This is a genomic window from Solirhodobacter sp., assembly GCF_964715405.1.
On sequence record NZ_CBAICG010000020.1, the window covers coordinates 18,864 to 34,910 of the forward strand.

16 protein-coding genes and 2 pseudogenes are annotated in these 16,047 nt (G+C 64.1%); 1 reads left to right on the forward strand and 17 read right to left on the reverse strand.

Annotated features, from left to right (window positions below; all coding sequences use genetic code 11):
* Nucleotides 1-8: 8 nt before the first annotated feature.
* From AC11WY_RS10630 to AC11WY_RS10665, 8 genes and pseudogenes are all read right to left on the reverse strand, one after another.
* Nucleotides 9-884: a DUF2163 domain-containing protein gene (locus AC11WY_RS10630; RefSeq protein WP_482925201.1), complete on the reverse strand. Its 876-nt coding sequence runs from the start codon at nucleotides 882-884 to the stop codon at nucleotides 9-11.
* Nucleotides 881-1,069: pseudogene (locus tag AC11WY_RS10635) on the reverse strand (DUF2460 domain-containing protein); the annotation flags it as partial. The pseudogene AC11WY_RS10635 and the gene AC11WY_RS10630, both read right to left, overlap by 4 nt.
* Nucleotides 1,070-1,552: 483 nt before the next feature.
* Nucleotides 1,553-1,990 (reverse strand): annotated as a pseudogene (locus AC11WY_RS10640) (phage distal tail protein, Rcc01695 family); the annotation flags it as partial.
* Nucleotides 1,990-4,422, reverse strand: a complete 2,433-nt coding sequence (locus tag AC11WY_RS10645; RefSeq protein ID WP_482925203.1) for a phage tail tape measure C-terminal domain-containing protein — start codon at nucleotides 4,420-4,422, stop codon at nucleotides 1,990-1,992. The pseudogene AC11WY_RS10640 and the gene AC11WY_RS10645, both read right to left, overlap by 1 nt.
* On the reverse strand, nucleotides 4,415-4,645 hold the full coding sequence (locus AC11WY_RS10650; RefSeq protein ID WP_482925205.1) for a DUF7697 family protein: 231 nt from the start codon (nucleotides 4,643-4,645) through the stop codon (nucleotides 4,415-4,417). Before AC11WY_RS10650 ends, AC11WY_RS10645 begins: the two co-directional genes overlap by 8 nt.
* Nucleotides 4,642-5,079, reverse strand: coding sequence for a hypothetical protein (locus AC11WY_RS10655; RefSeq protein WP_482925207.1), 438 nt, complete (start codon nucleotides 5,077-5,079; stop codon nucleotides 4,642-4,644). Before AC11WY_RS10655 ends, AC11WY_RS10650 begins: the two co-directional genes overlap by 4 nt.
* Nucleotides 5,079-6,347, reverse strand: coding sequence for a phage tail tube protein (locus AC11WY_RS10660; protein WP_482925209.1), 1,269 nt, complete (start codon nucleotides 6,345-6,347; stop codon nucleotides 5,079-5,081). The genes AC11WY_RS10655 and AC11WY_RS10660 overlap by 1 nt, the downstream gene beginning before the upstream one ends.
* Nucleotides 6,348-6,371: 24 nt before the next feature.
* Nucleotides 6,372-6,791 carry an acyl-CoA transferase gene (locus tag AC11WY_RS10665; RefSeq protein ID WP_482925211.1) on the reverse strand — a complete coding sequence of 140 codons (420 nt, stop codon included), beginning with the start codon at nucleotides 6,789-6,791 and terminating at the stop codon, nucleotides 6,372-6,374.
* A 90-nt stretch (nucleotides 6,792-6,881) separates the two neighbouring features.
* Here AC11WY_RS10665 and AC11WY_RS10670 point away from each other — a divergent pair, with 90 nt between their 5' ends.
* On the forward strand, nucleotides 6,882-7,883 hold the full coding sequence (locus tag AC11WY_RS10670) for a hypothetical protein (RefSeq protein WP_482925213.1): 1,002 nt from the start codon (nucleotides 6,882-6,884) through the stop codon (nucleotides 7,881-7,883).
* Nucleotides 7,884-7,885: 2 nt separating this feature from the next.
* Here AC11WY_RS10670 and AC11WY_RS10675 read toward each other — a convergent pair whose 3' ends face one another.
* The 9 genes from AC11WY_RS10675 to AC11WY_RS10715 form a co-directional block, all read right to left on the reverse strand.
* Nucleotides 7,886-8,506 (reverse strand): DUF6441 family protein, encoded by a 621-nt coding sequence (locus tag AC11WY_RS10675; protein ID WP_482925215.1) that lies wholly within the window; start codon nucleotides 8,504-8,506, stop codon nucleotides 7,886-7,888.
* Entirely contained in the window at nucleotides 8,503-8,814 is a 312-nt protein-coding gene (locus AC11WY_RS10680; protein ID WP_482925217.1) for a head-tail joining protein, read from the reverse strand. The genes AC11WY_RS10675 and AC11WY_RS10680 overlap by 4 nt, the downstream gene beginning before the upstream one ends.
* Complete coding sequence (locus AC11WY_RS10685) at nucleotides 8,811-9,149, reverse strand: DUF2190 family protein (RefSeq protein WP_482925219.1); 339 nt, start codon at nucleotides 9,147-9,149, stop codon at nucleotides 8,811-8,813. Before AC11WY_RS10685 ends, AC11WY_RS10680 begins: the two co-directional genes overlap by 4 nt.
* A gap of 73 nt (nucleotides 9,150-9,222) precedes the next feature.
* A complete protein-coding gene (locus AC11WY_RS10690) occupies nucleotides 9,223-9,600 on the reverse strand; it encodes a hypothetical protein (RefSeq protein ID WP_482925221.1) in 378 nt (125 codons plus the stop codon).
* 68 nt (nucleotides 9,601-9,668) lie between these two features.
* Nucleotides 9,669-11,702: a prohead protease/major capsid protein fusion protein gene (locus AC11WY_RS10695; RefSeq protein WP_482925223.1), complete on the reverse strand. Its 2,034-nt coding sequence runs from the start codon at nucleotides 11,700-11,702 to the stop codon at nucleotides 9,669-9,671.
* A gap of 7 nt (nucleotides 11,703-11,709) precedes the next feature.
* Nucleotides 11,710-13,230, reverse strand: coding sequence for a phage portal protein (locus AC11WY_RS10700; RefSeq protein ID WP_482925225.1), 1,521 nt, complete (start codon nucleotides 13,228-13,230; stop codon nucleotides 11,710-11,712).
* Complete coding sequence (locus AC11WY_RS10705; RefSeq protein WP_099649481.1) at nucleotides 13,230-13,439, reverse strand: phage head-tail joining protein; 210 nt, start codon at nucleotides 13,437-13,439, stop codon at nucleotides 13,230-13,232. Before AC11WY_RS10705 ends, AC11WY_RS10700 begins: the two co-directional genes overlap by 1 nt.
* 1 nt (nucleotide 13,440) lies before the next feature.
* Nucleotides 13,441-15,447, reverse strand: coding sequence for a phage terminase large subunit family protein (locus tag AC11WY_RS10710; RefSeq protein WP_482925227.1), 2,007 nt, complete (start codon nucleotides 15,445-15,447; stop codon nucleotides 13,441-13,443).
* Nucleotides 15,395-15,955, reverse strand: a complete 561-nt coding sequence (locus tag AC11WY_RS10715) for a hypothetical protein (RefSeq protein WP_482925229.1) — start codon at nucleotides 15,953-15,955, stop codon at nucleotides 15,395-15,397. Before AC11WY_RS10715 ends, AC11WY_RS10710 begins: the two co-directional genes overlap by 53 nt.
* Nucleotides 15,956-16,047 lie beyond the last annotated feature (92 nt).

The window sequence follows — 16,047 nt, forward strand, 5'->3', positions numbered from 1 at the left end:
GAGTTCCGTCAGGTAAGGGGCGCGCCGTTGTTGGCATCGCCCTGATTGGGATAGCGCAGCACGGCTTCTTCACCGGGCATGTGGGGGAAGCCCCGGAAGTTCACGCCGTTGCCGAACTTGGCAGAGCAAGTCGCGAACTGCTTGTCGCAGCCCGCTCTGGCGATGAAGGCATCGCCGATTGCGATCGGCCGCACTGGTGCTTCGAACAGCATGATGGCGCCGCTGGCGAAGGAGGCGATCTCCGCTTTGCGCCCGGCATTGGCCCCGGCCGTCCAACTGATCACACCAAGGGTGAAGGTGTCATTGGCGAAGCTGCTCAGCGCGGCGGCCGTGAACCCCCGACTTCCTGACAGAGTCGCCACAGTTCCTGTCGCTGACCAGAGCGGCGAAGACAGATTGACGCCGCAGCGCGCATCGCCCAGATCGGCATCGCAGGAGAACTGATAGGTCCGCCCGACCGTCTGGTTCAGCCAATGCGCCAGGGATCGCACCTCGGCCACGAAACTCGTCCGCCCCCGGCGAATATCCCCGAGGTTGCCGCGCCGCATCAACACGCGCTGGTCGGTCGCCGCCCAGTTGACACGCCAGACCTCGACCTCGGCATTGTCCCAGCGCCCGTCCAGGATGTCGGTCTCGGTGATCCGATCCGACGATAGCGCGCCCTCGACATCCTGCGCATCGACCGAAAAATCCTGCGCCGCGCGGATCTCGGAAGGCACAAAGCCACTCTCCGGTTCGAACGTCGTGCCAGCGAAGGTCAGGGTCAGATCGTGGTCGGTGAAACCGAACACAGCCCCATCGCTGCGCGTGATCTTCCAGCACCAGGCCAAGGTGGTGGTGCCGGAATCCATATGGGCCTGCAGCCCGGAAGGCAGAGATTTCATCTGCGGACCTCGATCAGTGGGATGGACGTGATCGAACCGAGGCGCTCGATGTCGAGCGTGACGGGCAGATCGTCGGTGTCAAAACGCACCGGCACATCGAATTCGAAACCGGCCGTCAGGTTCGCCCCGACCGATGGCGGGCTCAGGAAGGTCACCACTCCGGTCGAGACGTCGGCGGTCCATCCTGGGGCACCACCTGTCCAGGCTGGTTCGCGCAAGCTCGCGCCGAGGATGGTGACGATCTGCCCCGCCGTGCTGTTGCCAGCACCAAGGAGGCATCCGGTCAGCCCAACGCCGACGACGATGTCAAAAGACCAGAGCCAGAAACCGCCGCCGAGATCGGTGACAACGAGGTTAGACACCGCTCCGCCATTCTGGTTGAAGATCGCGGGCGCTGCGAAGGTACCCTTGATGCCGCTGTCGAGGTTTCCCGGCTGCAGGCGCAGGTTCAGGCGCGCATCGGGAGACCCACCTGCCTTGAACCAGACCTGTGCTCTGTACTTCTTGCCCTGCTGAACCGGGACCGAGGCGTGTTGGCGCAGGCCTGCGCCGGTTGTGCCGAGATCATAGGCAGCAGTGAAGCTGCCATAGGTCACTGCGCTGTTCGCCCCAAGGGCCCCGGTGTTCGACCAGGTGACCGACTGGAGATTGCTGCCCGACGACAGCAGTTCTGGCCCCTGAAGCGTCAGGATCCCAGCCTGCACAGTCCCTGCGACAGGCTTCAGGATCGTGCGCGTCCACGTCTGCCCGCCCGAGGTGTAAAGCTTCTTCAACTGGAAGGTGGTCGTGGTGCCATCGCCAGTGCCAAGGGGCTGGTCGAAGGCGGTGATCGTGGCCGACGGCAGGCTGGATTTGTAATCCGCCCAGTCCTTCCAGCGAAACCCGCGCAGGCGACCGTTGCGCGCCTCAAAGAAGGCGATCACTGCCGCCAGATCATCGGCGCGCCGGATTCCGTAGGCGGCATCATAGGACCGCCGAGAATTTGCCCACGATGCGTTCCGTTCCTCGTCGCCCGAAGCGAGCGTCACGATCTGGGTGCGGCGTTGCGGTCCGCCGCGCGCGCCCCGGCTGATCATGTCGGGAAACCGCACTTCATCAAAGGCCATCAGAAAGCCCTCCGTCCAAAAGCTACCGCGCGGGCGATGTCGCTGGCCACCTGCACGCGCGATTGCCGGAAGCTCTGGGCGTCCCTAGCGTTGATGGTCACGGCAATGTTCTGGCCGCCGTTGCCCTGTTGCGATTCGCCTTGCGCGGCCAATTCACGGCGCGACAGGACCCGCTCGCCCTTTTGGAGGATGGCGGGCACTTCGTCGGGCCGAAGTCCGGCCCAGCCGCCCGAATGCATGCGCGGCGCACCAGCGAAAGCCAGAGCCGGGATCATTCGGCTGGAGGTGGTGCTGCCGACCATGCCGCCCGTATGCAGGACGCGCGCGAAGATGCCGCCGATGCCGCCCAGCGCGCCGGAAAGCATGTCGGCGATGGGGCCGAGCACGGATTTCCGGACAGCCAGTTTGGCGAGATCTGCCAGGATCGACGTTACAAGATCGCCGAAGTTCAGCTTTCCGGTCTTCACAAACTCCCCCACCGCGTCCTCAGCAGACTGGAAGGCACCGACCAGCGCTTGGCCGACATCGGCCCCGATGTCCTTCGCCTTGCTAGCGTAATCGGAGAGGGTAGCGGTTACGGCGGCCCAGCCGGACTTGGCAGCGTCGGCACCTGCAGCGGTAGCGTTGCCCGCTGCCGTTCCCGCAGCCCCGGCGCCGTTCAGGGCGTCGGTGGTGTCGTCGGCGGCTGTGGTGGCGGTGTCGAGCGCCGCCGCCCCGTCCGTTCCAGCCTTGGTCATGGCGTTCTGCAGCGCTTGCCAACTGGCGAGAGGTCGTGTCGCGGCATCAGACAGCATTCCCGAAGCCTCGGTGTAGGCAGCAGCGCGGTCGCGGGCATCGCTTGCCATCGTGCCGAGCCCAAGGTCGGGCGTCTCGAGATAGGTCCTACCCATCGCGGCCTTGAACGCATCGGCTGCGGCGGCACCGGCGGCAGTTGCCGCCCCGGCGAAGGGATTGTCGACCCGGCCCAAAGTGACCGGATCGAGCGTGCCGATCTGGATTCCGCCCTCGCCGGTGGCCCAGTCGGGCAGCATGTCGAGCGCTGCATTCAGGCCGGAAATGAAGGTGTTGATCCGGGTGACGACGCCGTTCAGCATCGCCTCTACTCCGCCGATCAGCCCGTTCGCAGCTTGGAACGCGAAATCGGCGATGGCTGACGGCAATGCCGCCCAGATCGCCTTCACAGCATCAAACGCCCCCTGAAACACGCCGGTCGCGGAATTGCCGAAGCCGACGACGGCCACCAACGCGCCTTGCATCGCATCGGCAACAGTCGCGGTGATGCCTGACCAGCTGGCGCTGAGGCTCGCGACAACAGCATCGACGCCTAACCCGATCCGGCCCCAGACCTCGCTGGCGAGATCAGACAGCAAGCCGAGGGCTGCGCCAAACCCGCCAGCGCCCTCGACCAGCTTGGAGAACTGATAGACCAGTTCCCCGGCTCCTACGATCAAAGCGCCAATGCCCGTGCGGATCAAAGCGCCTTTCAGCACCGTGAGTGAGAGAGAAAACCCGCTGACACCGAGTGCTGCGGCCCCCAAGGCCATGACAAACCGCCCTGCGAAGAAAGTGGCGAAAGCACCGGCGATGCTGGCGATCTCGCCGATATGATCGCCGAGGAAGGCGATGCTGGTCTGGAAGATGCCACCCTTCCGCGTGGCATCGGCCAGGGCGTTGGCCACCGTTTCCAGCGCGGGTGCAACGGCAACGGTCAACTGGTTGGTCAGCCCAAGCCAGACCAGCCCAAGCCGGTCAATGGCATCGCCGGCGGTTCGGATCTGATCGGCATCCTGATCGGAAACCGCGACTCCGAAGTCGGTGATGTCCTGGGACGCCTGGCGCAGGTTGGCACTGTCGATCCGGCTGAAGGCGAGGGCCGCCTTGTCCCCAAACAGCGCAGAGGCGACAGCCGCCCGCTCGGCCGGGGGTACGAATTTAGTCAGGGCATCCTGAATGGCCACGATGCGCTCATCCAGCGGCAGCGCCTGCAAATCGGTGGCCGTCAGGTGCAAGCGTTTGAGGGCGTCGACCGCCGTGCCGGTGCCGCCCGCCGCATCGGACAATTTGAGTGTCAGCTTCTTGGTGGCGGCCGTGATCTCGTCCATCGAAACGCCCGCGAGGTCGCCCGCGAAGGTCAGCACCTGAATGCTGCGGGTCGTTGTGCCAAGCGACTGCGCGAGATTGGCTTGCGCGTCGATGGTCTCGAGGCCCGACTTGATCATGGCAATGCCAGCAGCTGCTGCGGCCGCGACGGCAACGGCGGCCGCGATCTTCACCCTTGTTGCGAAGGCCGACAGTCTGGCATTGGCCAGTTCGGCTTCCTTCGAGATCCGGCCGAAGCCCTTTGCCCCGGCATCGCCCACACCTTCCAGTTCCGCCCGCACCTGTTTGCCGCCGACCGCCGCGAGGCGGACGCTCACACGCTTTTCAGCCATCCTCGGCTCCGATCTTTTCGTTGATGCGGCGGACCATCACCGCCTCCAGTTCCGGCAACAATTCGGCCGCCACCATCAGGTTCAGGCCCAGCGCACGAGCCAACGCCATAGCCGCACCCATGTCCCAACCGATGACCGCCTTGCCCGCCACGCGCATTTGGCCACCGAGACGAGCGACCAGGTCCCAGACCTGCCAGCCGTCGTGGGTTTGTGGCTGGTTCACTCGTGCCGGGCAGTCCGGGCACTGGCTTCCGCAGGCCGCGCAGTAGCTGTCGCCCCCACCGAAGTGCCAGTCGGCAAGGGCGCAGAGGCGTTTTTTTCTGCGTCCAGCAGCATGCCGCGGCTGACGTAGAGGAGGTTGAACGCCTCAAAGATTGGCCAGAGCGACAGCAGGGCGTCGATGCCGTCGGGGGTAACGGGGAGGACATTGCCCTCAGCATCGCCGACGCCATCCCAATCCACCACGGCGCGGCGGGCGAGCGCCCCGGCGAAGATCGCGGCCCGGGCGTCATTGCTGGAATCGGGATCCAGATCCTGCACGGCAGGATCGGCGCGGGTGGCCACCATTAGCGCGGTGGTCAGCGGCAGCAGTTTCAGCCGCACGCCATGGCCAAGGTCGAGCCAGTGCGGCTCCGGGGAAAGTTCCAGGCGGATCATCAGTAGGTTCCAATGCTGTTGACGAGGACGACGGTGCACATCCGTGCGGGGGAGGTGGCGAGGGCCGCCTGCCAGTCGAACGATGCCTGCACGCCCTTCGGACCTTTGACCTCGATGCGCGGTCGCGGCAGATAGACCGCATGGGCAGTCAGGGTCAGGCTTTCGCCGCTGGCCAGCACATAGGAAAACTCCAGTGCTGCTGCCGTGCCATTGATCGCTTGGGTCAGGAGCGTCGTGTCAGCGAACCGCACCTCGATCTTGCCGGTCAGCGCCGCGATGGTCGGGTCCGCGCCGTCGATCTTGGCGTCCGAGCGGATGGTCTCTATCCGGTCGAGGTTGTTGGCATAGGTCAGATCCGCAGAGACAATGTTGCCCAGCGCCACCCCATCGCGCTTGATCGCCCCGTTGAAATGGCCAAACCGTTTCAGGGCGATGGCGGCTGGTGTGCCTGCGGCCGTGGCCCCGGCGATGGCCTCGCCCTGTGCCACCAGCATCGCCTTGGCACCGAGCAGCCCGGAGCGTTCCATCGACCAGGACAGAGCATCAAGGACGCAGCCGGAATACATCGCAAAGCGCGGCACCTCAGGCATGGCGACTTCGATGGACATGCTGGGCAGGTTCCAACCGCCCGACATGAAGGTGTGGGCGTTCAGACCGCCGGTCAGGGTGGCACCCGAGACAGTGCCGTTTGATGCGGGTGAAAGTGATGCCGCCAGAGTGAAGCTGTTCCCCGCACTTCCGAGGATATCATAGACCATCGTCAGCGCCGTCGCCGTGCCGGTGTAGGTCGCCAGCGCTACGCCCGGAACCACGCTGGCGTTCAGGGCCACGGCCAGCGCAGTCACGGTAGCGGCGAGGTTGGCACCGATGTTGACCTGGTTGCCCGTCGCGCCGGAGGCCACGAAGGTGAAAGCCGTGCCGTTGATCGTCAGCGTGCTGTTGACGGCGGGCTGCGCCGAAAATGTGATCGACCCAGTTGCGGCCACGGTGCCTGCTGTCGTAGGCGCCCCGAAAGCCGCCTTCAGCCAGAAACCGAAGCCCACAGCGTCGATCGGCACCTCGACGTCGCCATCGGTGGTGATCGCATCAAGCAAAGGCGCGCGAGGATCGCGGCCATAGCCCAGCAGTTCGGATGCCAGCAGCGGTTGCTCGGCCGCCAACGAGGAGGTGATGAAGGGCATCTGGGTAAACCCCGATCCCGGTGGGGTGCCGTAAACAGACTCGAACGCAAGCGCCATCTGCGCCCGCGCTCCTTGTGCGCGTGCCATATTGGTCTCCTGTTGTGGGTTGGATCAGGCCAGCGGATCGGCCAGCGAATAGTGCAGGACCACCGTGACGACGGCGGCCTTCAGGCTGGCCGCACCTTCGACGGGCAGGTCAACCGGTCGCGGTGCTTCCGCCTCGACCCAATCGCAAAGCCCCCCCAACGTGCGGTCGGTGGCCAGCGCGGTGCCAATGCTGGCGCAGAGCGTGTCGAAGGCGATGTCACGCGCGGTGCCCTGCACGACCGCTTCGATCTCGGCCCGGTGCTCATAGTGGTAGGTCAGTGGGGACAGCGTGACCTCAGGTTCGCCCGGTTCACCATCGCGAAGGATCAAAAGGCCGGCTGACGGGATGCGCTCAGGCAGGACGTCCCCGCGCAGGGCGGTGGCATCAAGAGTCTGCAGACGCGCATGCAGTGCGGTGAGGATGATTTCACGGGGCGTGGGCATATTCTGTTTCGATACCTTCTTGTCATAGCTAATCCAAACTGTACCATGCAATCAATTTATCGCTCTGAGTAAGTGAAAGAAGTGAGTCGAATGAATGCAAGAGCGAAGCCGATCCGAATCTTCTACTCTTGGCAAAGCGATCTGCCGTCCAAATTTACCCGCACCGCAATAGTTCGGAGATTGGATGAATTTTCCAAATCGTTCACTCAAAGACTGCACATTGACGAAGCTACGCGGGATGAGGCGGGCAGTCCAAACATCCCACAAACCATTCTGGAGAAAATTGGAAAATCCGACATATTTATTGCGGATGTTACAACAATCAATGCTGGTGACAAATCCCGGAAATGCCCTAATCCGAATGTTGTATTTGAACTTGGGTACGCAGTTCAAATTATGGGTTGGTCGCGAATAATACTAATCTTTAATACTGCCTATGGATCACTACCTGACGATCTTCCCTTCGATTTTGATCGACACAGAGTCAGCAAGTATTCTCTGTGTGAAGCCAGTCCAAAGGGTGCCGAAAATCATCTAGGCTCCCTGCTTAAGACTGCATTGAATTCAATTATCTCAAGTAACCCGAAAAGACCGTCTGAGTTGGCTGGCCTCACTGAGCAACAACTCCGATACAACAGAGATGTTAAAGCGCTAGAGTGGGCACTCGAGGAAATGCACTTACCCACGATCGACGATCACATAGAAAGTCTGCCGCATATGTTTCCTTACCGGTCGCTCCATTTTTTTGAAGGATTGAAGGGTGTGGTTCTCGGCAATAGCCTCTTTCATCTCAATGACAAGAAACTTTCTGTGGCTTTCAAGAATTTTGTGCGCGCTTGGCAAGAAACTGTGCGCCATGACAACGAGTACCATTTGAATAACGGAAGCACGTTTGTGATATTCACCAATCCAGGCGACGCCCCGCTGCCTCCCGAAAGGGAAGTGGTTTGGCAGGCGATAGATGCCGCGCGTGCAGAGATGCAGTCGAGTCTTTCATACATTCTAAAACGAGTAAGAAAGGACTTTCCTAGTATAGACCTTCGGGAGACCAGCAAGCATGCTTGGGAGGACTACCGGCGTCACCAGGAATAAATCTATTCGTTCCATTGGACGACAATTCTCTGCGGAAAGCGGTCCGCCGCCCGCTCGGCATCCCGAGCAAGGTCCAGCCGCTTCGGCAGTTTGACCTGCGGCACCAGTAGGAAGATGGGCATGGTCGCTACGCCAAGTCCGGCTTTTGACTTGGATGCCACTGCCCGGCCCTTAGTGTTCAGTCGCCCTTCCGCCACCAGCAGGCTCGGCCCTATCCGGCGATAGATGAACCGCAAACGCAGGCCGGTGCGGCGCTCCCATTCGCCCGGGGTGATCTTGCCGCCCCGCGTGGACTTGCCCGCCGCAGGCGTCGGGATCGCGAGCCAAAATCCGTTCTTTGAGCGGATCAACGGGCCGGTGTCATGCGCGCCGACGATGACCGGCGCATTCGACCAAACCAGCGTAGCGGCGTTCAGGCTTTCCCCAGACTTCGGGAAGTTGGCGGCGCGGATCGAATTGGCAAGGCGCATGCCCAAGCCCGCGCCGGTTATCTGCGCCCGCCAGGCGGATTTCAGATTGGTGCCTGCCTGCCGCATCGCGGCGGAGACGGCACGTTCCCCGGCGAGGACTTCCTCCCGCATCATGGCGACGATCTCGGGCGTGATGTCGATCTTCAGCTTCATGTCGGGCGCAGATCCACGGTCCACACCAGGCGCTCACGGTCCCGCACCGGTTCGCCCTGGATCAGGAAGGCCTCGCTGTCGATCTCGATCCGGTCGCCAGGGCGCGGGTTCGGCACCTCGGAGATGCGCACGTCGATACGGGTGGTCTGCGACCAGAGCCGCGCATCTCCGAAGTCCGAGATGGAATCGGCGCGCCGGGCGATGACGCGCAGCAGGACGGGTGCGCCGCCATCGGATGTGTAGACCGCGTCGCGCCCGATGTTCGGGTCAGCGAAAAGGGCCGCCACCGCAGCGCCCAATGCCGTCACTGGAACGTGCCGTTCAAGCGAACGCGGCCGATCAGGTCCGTGGCCCCGCCTGCCACGACGTCGGTCGCCACGCCGATCAGAGTGTTCGACGTCAGAGTCTTGGTCGTGTTCTTTGCCGTGTTGTCCCAGTAGATCTTGTCGCCCACGGCCCAAGCCTGCGAGGCGACCTTCTTCAGATCGTAGACGCCCTCAAGGGCGGTTTCGACCGGATCGCCGGAAGCGGCGGTGCCTGCGGCAACGCCGAAGATGGCGCCGACGAGCAACCCATCGCCGGAGGTAACAGCATATGGCGCGGTCAGGGTGATGGTATTGCCGGGCTGGACATAATTCTTCATATCGAAGATCCTTTTGCAAAGATGAAGGGCGGCCCAGTAGGACCGCCCCATGGTTTCGTTGTTGCGAAGGTGCTTAGCCGTATAGAGGACGATCCAGCCCGAACCTTGGGGACATCTGCCAAGACGCCATCTCTTCAAAGAATGGCCGCCATTGAGCTGGTCCGCCCATGTACTTGAGCTGCTCAATGCTTAGGGCGATTTCATCTTCTGGGTACTGGCATCCCATACGAAGTCGATCCAGAAGCAAGAACTGGTAGAGGTGGATCCATGCCCTATCTGACAGTTCGAAGCTGAGTTCTTCGGTCACATAAGCGCCGTTTCCACGATCATACTCGTACATCCGCCGATGCAGGCCTTCGAAAAAGGCTTCCATGACTTCGTTGAGCTTGGCGACAGGAAGGCCCGTCGCTCTCGCTGTTTCGCCCATCAGCGACTCACTCGGATCACTCATTGGCAGCATCTCCCATTGCTCGGCTCCATCGATACTAGACAGTTTACAACTGGACTAGTTGGGCGATCTTACGCGCCGGGGTTCTTGTAGAGGCCGCGCCAGTCGATGGCCTTGGCGCCGAAGTCGAGGCGGCACTTGATCTCCACCCCATCCACATCGAAGCCGTTGCGGGTCTCGATATAGGCGCCCTGCTGGCCTTCCAGATAGGCGTATTCGATGGTGTCGATCTGGTTGGGGCTGGCCGCCAGATACCAGGCGGTGGCGCTGGCGGCATCAAGGCGGGGCTCGCTGATCGGCGAGAGCGTCCGGATCGACTGTGGCACGACCTTGGTGCTGTCGGCGGGGACGAGGTTCTGGGCCACCAGCTGCTCGGCCTTCAGTTCCAGGGCTGCGGGTACGATCAGGAAGGCCGGGCGGATGTTCAGCACGGTCTTCTTGTCGAAGCCCGTCTGCAGCGCCATCGCCGCGCGGGCCGCGCCCACCGCATCGACTGCCAGTGCCGTGCCGGTCCCGGCCAGGTTCTTGTGGGTGGTATGGAACAGCGCGTTGCCGTCGGCCATCGCCGGGTTGGCGGTGATGATGCCCCAGACCACATCACTTTCCAGCTGCGCGATGGAGTTGCCATACATCGCCGGGATCCGGGTGAAGGCGTCCAGATCGTCATTGATCAGGGTCTGACGGGTGATCGCGACCACACGGCCATAGGTCTTGACCTTATAGCTTTCCTTGCTCTCGCCGAGCGTCCCGCGCTTGAACTCGCCGCTTTCGCCGACCTCCAGCAGCTGGGGTGCTTCGCCCAATTGCACCCGGTTCATCGCCTTGAAGTCGGTCGCCAGCACTTGGCGGCAGAACAACATGAAGGTGCGGGGATAGGTCTCGTAGGCCTGCCGCAGGGTCTTGTTGGTGACCGCCGACAGGATTTCGGGGAAGTCGGAGGTGGAATGCAGCGAGCGCGTCGCCACCTCATCGCGCGACAGGCCGCGAGTGTTGACGCCCGCATTGGCCAGGCTCTCGCGAGCCAACTCCAGAAGCGACATGCCGCGGTATTGGCGCGCAGAGTCATCAAGCTGGAACAGCGTCGGGCTGTAGCGGTGCAGGAGCGCGCTGGCCACGGCGTCGCGGCGGGTCACGCGTTCGTCCCGACCGCCGAGCGGGATCGAGACATGCGGGAAGGTCCGGGTCTCGTCCGATTTCGCAGCAACCTGGTCGAGGATCAGGCGGCGGGATTCATCGACGGGGACACCGCGCTTGACCAGATCCTCGGCAAAGCCGCGCTCGAGGTTCAGGCGGCCCGCCAGATCATAGATGGTGGAAACCCGGTCGCGTTCACCCTCGCGGGCCCGGGTGGCGATGGCCTCGGCGTCGGGCGCGGCGGCCGGTTCGGGCACGCGCGCGGTGGTCGGTTCGGAATGGGCCGGGGTCGCGACGGGCGCCTGGCGGGTTTCATGGCTGGCGGGGACATCCCCGGCCACCGTGGTCGTGTTCTCAGGCATGGATGCCTCCTTTTGCATGCGGGTGTCGATGATTTCGAGGGGGTAATTGGCCTGATCTGCGGCGCGCACCTGCGCGCGAGGATCGGCGGGGACGGTCACGAAGCTGACCTCGAGCGGGGTCCATCGCTCGACGATGCGTTGCTCGACATCACCCTTTGTGGCGGGCTCAACCACCTTTACCCGCTCGATGGAATAGCCGACCGAGACATTGCGGATGATGCCGTCGCTGATCAGGCCGAACATGCGATCGGCTGCCTGGTCCAGCCCTTCGCGCGGAAAGCGGATGGTGGCCTTGCCTTCCTTGCCCTCGATCCAGGCGCGTTCGACGACGCCCACCTGCGAATAGGAGGACCAGACCGAATGGCTGTCGAGCGCCGGGGCACCGGCGTTGAGGCGCGTCATATCCACCGCCCGGTCGCTGACCTCAAGGATTTCGTCGAAGGGGACTGATGTGTCCCAGCCGGTCCAGCGTCGGCGCCGGACGGCCGCGCCGGTGGTGAAGACCACGTCGATGGAACGGGCCTCGGCATCGACGGTTGCAGGCAGGATGGGCGCGCGCCGCAGTTGCATCGGCAGGGCGACGGGCGTCGCCATGATGGTTTCGGGCATGGCCCTGTTACTCCTGTGCGGTGGATGGCGATGAGGCCGGATCGGCGGTGGGGTCGGCGGCAGGATCGCTGGTTTGCGCGCTGCCTGTCTTGGTGACGCGGCGCGGGTCGCTGTCGAGAACGATGCCGAGGGCGTCGAGCTTGGCATTGGTGGCGGCGATTTCAGCCAGCACCGCATCCGGATTACGGCCCTGTTTCGCGATCACCTCCGCCAAGGTCATGGTGCCTGAGCGGATCGATAGGAGGTTTGCCATTGCATCCTTCTGCGGATCGACCGCCTCGAACTTCGGCGGCGACCATTCGACCGGCACGTCGGGCGAAGGGATCTGCCCGGCTGCCCATGCGGCTTCGGTGAACCAGCGCCAGACCGGGGCGCAGAACATCGGGATGAACAGCTGCCACTGGACCGCGTCGATCTGGCGGCGGAATTCCACCAGCCCGGCCCGAATCGAGGAATAGTTGACCTGGCTGAGATCGCCGGTCAGCAATTCATAGGGCACGCGGAACCCGGCCGAGATCGTGTGCAGGCTGGCCCGCTTGTATTCGCCGTAGCCGCCGGTGGCGGACGGCTGGTTGAAGCGGATGTCCTTACCGCCCCGGGCATATGCAATCAGGCCCGGCTCAAACTGCTCGACCCGGTTGCCATCGGCATCGACCACGGTGGGTGCTATGCCCTGCTGGGATTCGTCGTCGCCGAAGACGATGGCGGTAACGCAGGCCTCGGTCTTCTTGCGGACCAGTTCGGCCACCTCGTAATCGTCGAGATCACGCAGAGACCGGATCACCGGCGCGCCCCAGGGAACGCCGCGTACCTGCGTGCGCTGCTTTTCATAGATATGGGCGATCTCGGTGGCGGGGACCGGGCGACTTGCCGTCCCACCCCGCAAGCTGCCTTGGGCATCGCCTGGATGGTCGGTATAGAGCCAGTAAGCGCGACGTTTGCCGACCGGGTCGAACTCGATTCCCTGGACGATGCGGGTCGGGCTGGCATCGCCACGTTTGGTCGCGTCGAGAAAATCTGCCTCAAGCACCTGCAACTGCAGCGGCACCGCCAGACCGTCCCCCGCCCGCCGCAGACGGCGGCGCACCAGCACCTCGCCCGCCTCGACGATCTCCCGACAGATCAGCGTCTGCAGCCCGTAGAAATCCAGCTGGCCGTCGGCGTCGCAATCCGCCGTCCAGCGGGTGAACAAAGCATCGACCTTGCGGTCCAGCTTGTCGTCGCCGCTGGCCGCACGGGGCATGATGCCCGAACCGACGATGTTGTTCACCAGCACCGCCACCGCCTTGGCGGCATGCGGGTTGTTCCGCACCAGATCGCGCATCCGGTCCCGCAGAAGCGCCCCGGCCACGCCGATTTCGGTGTCGGCCGAGGACCCCGGCGCGCGCCAGCCCTCCGTTCGCCGCCCCTTCGACGCACCGTCATATCCCCGCGTCAGGGTCTCGAAGGCCTGCCGGGCCAGCACGCGCCGAGCAGCCATGCGCGGGGCGACCGAGGCGATGGCATGGTCCATCCAGTTCGCCGGCATCAGCGATCCCCGCGGGAGAAGCCCGCCAACCCGGCAACTGGCAGCGGCCGCGCGGTCCCAGCGATGGAGCGTTCGATGGTCCGGATGCGTCCCAGCAGATCCTCGGCCGAGCCATAGTCGACGGATTTTCCATCATAGCTGACCCGGGTCGTGCCGCTGGCATAGGCCCGGCGCAACGCGGCCAGTTCGGTTTCCGTCCAGTCGGTCATGTCAGAACCATCCTCCGCGTCGGCCCAGCCAGTCCGACTGCCGTTTTCCCTGGGGTGCGGCTTGTGACCGGTTGACCCGGCCTGCCGCATCCACCGATGTCGGCGCGGCCCCGAGTTGATCCTCGAGATCGCGCCATTTCTCGTCGGTCCAGCGATCCGCGCCCGCGATCCAGGCGGCGGCGCGGGCATAGACCCGGCAATCCAGCGCCTCGTTGCGCTCGCGCAGCTTCTGCCATTCCAGCCGGGCGAAGCCGCGCTTGGTGCGAACCGTCACCAGCTGTTCGGCCACGAACTGCTTCAGCCATTCGTTCTCGACCCAATGCGGCAGGTGCACCGAGCCGGGCGGGAACGCCGCCCCCTCGGCCATATCCTCCTCTGTCGGCCGTTCCTGCCGCAGGAAGCGATAGGTCTCGGCCTTGAAGGTCGACACCGCCACAGTCCAAAGCCGCGCGCCGCGCCGCAGGCGTTTCCCACCCTCGGTCGCATCCACGAAGGTAGGCCCCGAGACCGGGCTTGAACGGTTGAACCCCTCGACGCCTTTCACCGGCGACACCTGCGCAAAGCCTTGCGCCCGCGACCAGGAATAGACCGCCGGGGCCTCATAGCCCGTGTCGATGGCCAGCCGCGCGATGCGAAGATGCGCGCCGCGTTCATGTGGCCATGACCTGTCCAGCAAGGCCGTCAGTTCCGACCACGCGTCGTGCCGGTCCGGCCCGCCTTCGATCACGACGTGATCGACCAGCCAGCTTTCCAGCCCGCGACCCCAGGCCCAGACGTCGACCTCGATCCGGTCCTTCTGCACATCGGCACCGGCGGTCAGGAACAACCCGCCCGCTGGCACGGTGCCGGATTTCCAGCGCTCGCGCCGGTCGTAGAGCCGTTGCCAGTCAGGGGCTTCGCCGGTTTCGACCCAGGTTTCGCCAAGGATTGTGTTGCGAAACGCCTTGATCGCCTCGTCCGACCCTCGGGCCGCTTCCCATGACCGCACGATCCGCTCCCAACTCAGCCAGCCGATGGGCGAGTAAAGCGCCGAGAGGTGATAGCCGACCGTGGCCGGATCAGCGGCAACGGCGGTTGCCCGCCATTCCCCAGCCTCCAGCACCGCCGTCTTGTGATGCTCGCCGATGGGCCGATCACAGCCCTCGCAATGATATTCCGCCGTTTCCGGCTTGCCTTTTTGCCAGCGCAGCCGGTCGAATTTCAGCCATTGCATCGACCCGCAATGCGGGCACGGCACGAAGAACCGCCGCTGGTCGGATGCCTCGTACTCCCGTTCGATCCGGCTCAGCCCACGGATGGTGGGGGTCGAAACCAGAAACACCTTTCGCCGGTGCGCGAAGGTCAGCGAACGGGCCTCGGCCAGCGTGACCGGATCGCCTTCCTCGTCGGCCGAGGCCGGATAGGCATCGACCTCGTCGAGGAAGATGTAGCGCGCTGGGGTGGACCGCAGCCCGACCGCCGAGTTTGCCCCGGTCATGATCAGGATGCCGCCCGCGAATTCCTTGGACAGCATCGTGTTGCCCGCGTCGCGGGATCGCGCCGGTTTGACCCTCTCCCGCAGGTCGGGGCTTTCGTCGATCAGCGGGTCGATCCGCTGGCGAGAGTTGCGTTTCGCCAGTTCCACGGTCGGCTGGACCGCCAGCATCGGGCCCGGCGCCTGGTGGATCGCAAAGCCGATCCAGTTGTTGCCCGCCTCGGTCGCGCCGACCTGTGCCGCCTTCATAAAGACGATGCGCTGCATCTCGTCGCCGGGCGACAGCCGATCCATGATCTCGCGCATGTAGGGCGTGCGCGCCGTGCGATAGCGCCCCGGTTCCGCCGAGGCCCTGCCCGACAGCATCCGGTGCCGGTCCGCCCACTGCGAGACGGTCAGGTCCGGATCTGGCGTCAGCCCCGCGCCCCAGGTGCGCAGGATTTCCGCCGCGCCGTCGAAATCGGTCAGGTCTTCGCCAGTTTCACCGGAAATCGGGCCGGACCTCGGCAAGTTCGTCGAGGTGGGCACGGACATGTTTTTCCAAGGCCTTCTGCATCGCGGCCGGTTCCACGCCCAGTTCCGCCGCCATCAAGGCAGACGACCGGGCGGGCCAGTTCACCCATGCGTCCCGCACCTCGCGCGCCAGCCGGAACACCAGCGACAGCGCCCGGGCCCGCTCGATCAATTCCCCCTTCAGCTTTTGCAGCCGGATCCGCCGCTCCTGCGCTTTCAGTACCTCGTTGGCGGTCTTGGCCTGCAGGTAGGTCGTGCCGCCACCGACCGCTGGCACCGCCAGACCCTGTTCGCGCAAGGTGTCGCCGACGGCGGCAACGGCCGCCTCGGGCACGGGCTTGGGCTTCGGCTCCGGCGGCTTCCTCGTCTTCGACGGGTCGGTCGTTTCCGCCCGGCGCATATCGCTGGCGGCCGCGTTGATGCTGCCATCGGTGAACAGCACAAGCCGTTCGGCCGTCTTCGCCTTCTGGATCGCGCCACGCGACAGCCCGACATGCACGGCGTACTGGCGCTCGCTCATGCCCTGCATTGGCGGCTCCGATTATCGTTCAAGCTCAATAGCTTATCTCGTTGATAAGCTTCGCGAACAGAGCGAATGTCCTTTCAGAAGGACGATGCAAC

Coding starts and splice junctions, on each gene's coding strand:
- AC11WY_RS10655 (WP_482925207.1), bottom strand. CDS start 5,079: ATGATCCGCCTGGAACTTTCCCCGGAGCCGCACTGGCTCGACCTTGGC.
- AC11WY_RS10695 (WP_482925223.1), bottom strand. CDS start 11,702: ATGCCCGAAACCATCATGGCGACGCCCGTCGCCCTGCCGATGCAACTG.
- AC11WY_RS10630 (WP_482925201.1), bottom strand. CDS start 884: ATGAAATCTCTGCCTTCCGGGCTGCAGGCCCATATGGATTCCGGCACC.
- AC11WY_RS10700 (WP_482925225.1), bottom strand. CDS start 13,230: ATGCCGGCGAACTGGATGGACCATGCCATCGCCTCGGTCGCCCCGCGC.
- AC11WY_RS10670 (WP_482925213.1), top strand. CDS start 6,882: ATGAATGCAAGAGCGAAGCCGATCCGAATCTTCTACTCTTGGCAAAGC.
- AC11WY_RS10660 (WP_482925209.1), bottom strand. CDS start 6,347: ATGGCACGCGCACAAGGAGCGCGGGCGCAGATGGCGCTTGCGTTCGAG.
- AC11WY_RS10715 (WP_482925229.1), bottom strand. CDS start 15,955: ATGCAGGGCATGAGCGAGCGCCAGTACGCCGTGCATGTCGGGCTGTCG.
- AC11WY_RS10675 (WP_482925215.1), bottom strand. CDS start 8,506: ATGAAGCTGAAGATCGACATCACGCCCGAGATCGTCGCCATGATGCGG.
- AC11WY_RS10645 (WP_482925203.1), bottom strand. CDS start 4,422: ATGGCTGAAAAGCGTGTGAGCGTCCGCCTCGCGGCGGTCGGCGGCAAA.
- AC11WY_RS10705 (WP_099649481.1), bottom strand. CDS start 13,439: ATGACCGACTGGACGGAAACCGAACTGGCCGCGTTGCGCCGGGCCTAT.
- AC11WY_RS10710 (WP_482925227.1), bottom strand. CDS start 15,447: ATGTCCGTGCCCACCTCGACGAACTTGCCGAGGTCCGGCCCGATTTCC.
- AC11WY_RS10690 (WP_482925221.1), bottom strand. CDS start 9,600: ATGAGTGATCCGAGTGAGTCGCTGATGGGCGAAACAGCGAGAGCGACG.
- AC11WY_RS10665 (WP_482925211.1), bottom strand. CDS start 6,791: ATGCCCACGCCCCGTGAAATCATCCTCACCGCACTGCATGCGCGTCTG.
- AC11WY_RS10685 (WP_482925219.1), bottom strand. CDS start 9,149: ATGAAGAATTATGTCCAGCCCGGCAATACCATCACCCTGACCGCGCCA.